This is a genomic window from Acidiphilium sp. PM (assembly GCF_000219295.1).
GTDB classification, from domain to species: Bacteria; Pseudomonadota; Alphaproteobacteria; order Acetobacterales; family Acetobacteraceae; genus Acidiphilium; species Acidiphilium multivorum.
The window spans coordinates 1-4388 of sequence record NZ_AFPR01000311.1; the positions used below are offsets into that span (position 1 = coordinate 1).

The window sequence follows — 4388 nt, forward strand, 5'->3', positions numbered from 1 at the left end:
CGGCCGGGTGAGATAGAGATCGACCGTGTGCCCGGCCTCGCGCAGATGGGCGATCAGCGCGTGATTGTAGGCGAGATGGCCGGCGGCACCCGCGCGCGGCCACTCGTCGGTGACGAAGCCGAAGCGGCGGCGGCCTTCACGCGGCATGGCCGCAACCTCCCGGTCGGCGCGGGAGAGTCACGCCCCGCCGCAAGCGGTCAGGCGCCGGTCCTGGCGATCCCGTTCTGGTCGAACAGCGTCTGCAGCTCGCCGGACTGGAACATCTCGGTCACGATGTCGCAGCCGCCGACGAACTCGCCCTTGACGTAGAGCTGCGGGATCGTCGGCCAGTTGGAGAACTGCTTGATGCCGTCGCGCAGCTCGGGGTCCTCGAGCACGTTCGCGGTCTTGAAGGGCACGCCCATGTGGGTGAGGATCTGCACCACGCGGGCGGAGAAGCCGCATTGCGGGAACATCGCCGTGCCCTTCATGAAGAGCATGACGGGGTTTTCCTCGACGGCGGTCTTGATGCTGGCGAAGGCCGGATTTTCGGTGGCCTGGCTCATGGGATGTCTCCTGGGGAAAAAGGGCGCCGGGCGTTACTCGGGCGCCGAGGTCTGCAGCGCGAGGGCGTGCAGCACGCCGCCCATCCGCCCTTGCAGGGCGGCATAGACGAGCTGGTGCTGGCGCACCCGCGAGAGGCCGCGGAACTGCTCGCTGACGACGGTGGCGGCATAGTGCTCGCCATCGCCGGCGAGGTCTTCCACGGTAATCCGCGCGTCCGGCAGGGCGGACTTGATCATGTCCTCGATTTCGGCGGCCGACATGGCCATGGGGAGTGTCCTCGTCGTTCAGGCGAACCAGCGCGCGAAGAAGGCTTCGTGCGCGGCACGGATTTCCGACAGTGATATGGCGATGCCGTCCGGGCCTGTCAAATGATCGCCACCGCTGCGGCCGAGGGGGCGGGCGGGGATGCCGGCGGCGGCGGCTTCGGCGATCAGGGCGGCGCCATCCGCCGTCGCCGCGACGTAGCGGGCCTGGTCCTCGCCGAACCAGAACGCGTGCGGGGCGATGCCCGCGGGGATCGCGGCCAGCGCGATGCCGGTGTCGCCGGCGAGGGCCATTTCGGCGAGGGCGACGAGCAGGCCGCCATCCGACACGTCGTGGCAGGCGGCGATGGCGCCGGCTCGGATTCTGCCCCGGATGAAATCGCCGTTGCGCTTCTCGGCCGCGAGGTCGAGCGCGGGCGGCGCGCCATCCTCGCGGCCAAGGATTTCGCGGAGGAAGAGCGAGGCGCCGAGTTCGCCGCTCGTCTCGCCGATCAGCACGAGGTCGAGGCCGGGGGCGAGGGCGATGCCGGTGGCGGCGGCGCCGTCGTCGATCACGCCGAGGCCGCCGATCGCCGGGGTGGGCAGGATCGCGGTGCCCTCGGTCTCGTTGTAGAGGGAGACGTTGCCGGAGACGATCGGGTAGTCGAGCGCGCGGCAGGCTTCGCCCATGCCGCGGATGGCGGCGACGATCTGCCCCATGATCGCGGGTTTTTCCGGGTTGCCGAAATTCAGGTTGTCGGTCACCGCGAGGGGGGTGGCGCCGGTCGCGGTGATGTTGCGCCAGGATTCGACGACGGCCTGCGCGCCGCCGGTCTCGGGGTCGGCGGCGCAGTAGCGCGGCGTGCAGTCGGTGGTCAGCGCCAGGGCGCGGCGGCTGCCCTCGATGCGGACGATGGCGGCGTCGGCCTGGCCGGGGCGGCGCAGCGTCTGCCCGCCGACGGTGCCGTCATACTGGTTCCAGATCCAGGCGCGGGAGGCGAGGTCGGGGCAGCCGATCAGGGCGAGCAGGGCGGCGCCCGGCGGGAGCGGGCTGTCGACCGGGCCGAGCGGGGCGGGTTTCGCGGGTTCCACCCAGGGGCGCTCGTAGAGCGGCGCCTGGTCGGCCAGCGGGGCGAGCTCGATATCGGCCTCGACCCGGCCCTGGTGCTTCACCACGATGCGGCCGGTGTCGGTGATGCGGCCGATGACGGCGAAGTCGAGCTCCCATTTCTCGAAGATGGCGCGGGCCATGGCCTCGCGGCCGGGCTTGAGGACGATGAGCATGCGCTCCTGGCTCTCGGAGAGCATCATCTCGTAGGCGGACATGCCGGCCTCGCGCTGGGGGACGGAATCGAGGTCGAGCTCGATGCCGACGCCGCCCTTCCCCGCCATCTCGACCGAGGAGGAGGTGAGGCCGGCGGCGCCCATGTCCTGGATCGCGACGATGGCGTCGGTCGCCATCAGTTCGAGGCAGGCCTCGATCAGCAGCTTCTCGATGAAGGGATCGCCGACCTGCACGGTGGGGCGCTTTTCCTCGGCGTCGGCGCCGAATTCGGCGGAGGCCATGGTGGCGCCGTGGATGCCGTCGCGCCCCGTCTTCGAGCCGACATAGACGACCGGGTTGCCGATGCCGGCGGCCGCCGAGAGGAAGATGCGGTCCTGATCGGCGATGCCGACGGTCATCGCGTTGACCAGCGGATTGCCGTTGTAGGAGGGGTGGAAATTGGTCTCGCCGCCGACGGTGGGCACGCCGACGCAGTTGCCGTAGCCGCCGATGCCGCGGACCACGCCATCGACCACCCGCTTCGTCACCGGCAGCGACGGATCGCCGAAGCGCAGCGCGTTGAGGTTGGCGACCGGGCGGGCCCCCATGGTGAAGACGTCGCGCAGGATGCCGCCCACGCCGGTCGCCGCCCCCTGGTAGGGTTCGATGAAGCTCGGGTGGTTGTGGCTCTCCATCTTGAAGATCGCCGCCCTGCCCTCGCCGATATCGACCACGCCGGCATTCTCGCCGGGGCCGTGGATGACCCAGGGGGCGGTGGTCGGCAGCGTTTTCAGCCAGATGCGGGAGGATTTGTAGGAGCAGTGCTCGGACCACATGACCGAGAAGATGCCGAGCTCGGTGAGCGTCGGCACCCGGCCCATGATGGCGAGGACGCGGTCGTATTCCTCGGCGGCCAGACCGAAGGAGCGGGCCAGCGCGGCGTCGATCACGGTGGGGTTCATGCCGCCCTCCCGATGGCGTTGAGACTGTCGAACAGGGGTTTGCCGTCGGTGCCGCCGGTGGCCGGGTCGACCAGGTTTTCCGGGTGCGGCATCAGGCCGAGAATGCGCAGGCCGGGCGCGTAGATGCCGGCGATGTTGCGGGCGGAGCCGTTGAGATTGGCGGCCTCGGTCGCCGCGCCGGTCGCATCGACATAGCGGAAGGCGACCAGCCCCTCGCCTTCCAGGCGGTCGAGCGTTTCGGGATCGGCGATGTAGTTGCCGTCGCCATGCGCCATCGGGGCGCGGAAGACGGCGCCTTTTTCGTATCGGCCGGCGAAGACCGTGTCGTTGCGCTCGACGCGGAGGCGGCAGTCCATCGAGAGGAAGCGCAGCCCGGCATTGCGCAGCAGCGCGCCGGGGAGGAGCTGCGCCTCGGTGAGGATCTGGAAGCCGTTGCAGACGCCGAGCACGTAGCCGCCGCGCTTCGCGTGCTCGACCACGGCGCGCATCACCGGGGACTGCGCCGCCATCGCGCCGCAGCGCAGGTAGTCGCCATAGGAGAAGCCGCCGGGGATCACCACGAGGTCGAGCCCGGCGAGGTCGGTCTCGCGGTGCCAGACGAGGCGCGGCCTGGCGCCGAGGCTCGCCTCCAGCGCGATGGCGATATCGCGTTCGCGGTTGATGCCGGGGAAGAGGATGATGCCTGCGCGCATGGTTCGTGCTCCGTCTTGCCGCGTCTTGCCCGTCCCCGCCGGGGGATGCAACCGGGGCGGCGCGGGTTCAGCCCTGCGCCGGCGCCATCTGCCCGGCCCCGCCCCAGCACCACCAGCCGTCGCGGGCGAGGCCGGCGGCGGCGCGGCGGGCGGCGTCGGCATCGGGGAACAGGCCGAAACAGGTGGCCCCCGAGCCGCTCATCCGCGCCAGCAGGCAGGACTCGGCGGCCGCGATCGCGGCGAGGACATCGGCGATGACGGGGGCGAGGGCGATGGCGGGGGCTTGCAGGTCGTTGCCGAGGCGGGCGAGGTCGGCGGCCATGCGCCCGGCGGTGGGCCAGGCCGGGGGCAGGTCGGCTTGCGGGGAAAATTCGCCGGCGCGGGCGCGGAAGATCGCCGGGGTGGAGACCGCGACGCCGGGATTGACCAGCACGAGGCCGAATTCCGGCAGGTCGGGCGCGGGGGCGAGGATTTCGCCGATGCCGGACATCCGCGCCGGGCGGCGGGCGAGGCAGACCGGGACGTCGGCGCCGAGGGCGAGGGCGAGATCGGGCGGGATGGCAACGTTCCAGCGCGCCGCGAGCAGGCGCAGCGCCGCCGCGGCATCCGCCGAGCCGCCGCCGATGCCGGAGGCGACGGGCAGGGTCTTGACGAGGCGGAAGGCGGCCTCCGGCGCGCGGCC

Annotated in this window: 5 protein-coding genes; all 5 read right to left on the reverse strand. The window is 71.5% G+C overall.

Features of this window, described 5'->3' with window-relative positions:
* Positions 1 to 197 precede the first annotated feature (197 nt).
* Complete coding sequence (gene grxD, locus APM_RS11890; protein ID WP_007423627.1) at positions 198 to 545, reverse strand: Grx4 family monothiol glutaredoxin; 348 nt, start codon at positions 543 to 545, stop codon at positions 198 to 200.
* Between the two features lie 33 nt (positions 546 to 578).
* Positions 579 to 812 (reverse strand): BolA family protein, encoded by a 234-nt coding sequence (locus APM_RS11895; protein ID WP_007423628.1) that lies wholly within the window; start codon positions 810 to 812, stop codon positions 579 to 581.
* An 18-nt stretch (positions 813 to 830) separates the two neighbouring features.
* A complete protein-coding gene (gene purL / locus APM_RS11900) occupies positions 831 to 3014 on the reverse strand; it encodes a phosphoribosylformylglycinamidine synthase subunit PurL (protein ID WP_007423629.1) in 2184 nt (727 codons plus the stop codon).
* Positions 3011 to 3706: a phosphoribosylformylglycinamidine synthase subunit PurQ gene (purQ, locus tag APM_RS11905; protein WP_007423630.1), complete on the reverse strand. Its 696-nt coding sequence runs from the start codon at positions 3704 to 3706 to the stop codon at positions 3011 to 3013. Before purQ ends, purL begins: the two co-directional genes overlap by 4 nt.
* A 67-nt stretch (positions 3707 to 3773) precedes the next feature.
* Positions 3774 to 4388 (reverse strand): 4-(cytidine 5'-diphospho)-2-C-methyl-D-erythritol kinase (locus APM_RS11910; RefSeq protein ID WP_007423631.1); only part of this gene is annotated, 615 nt, incomplete at its 5' end.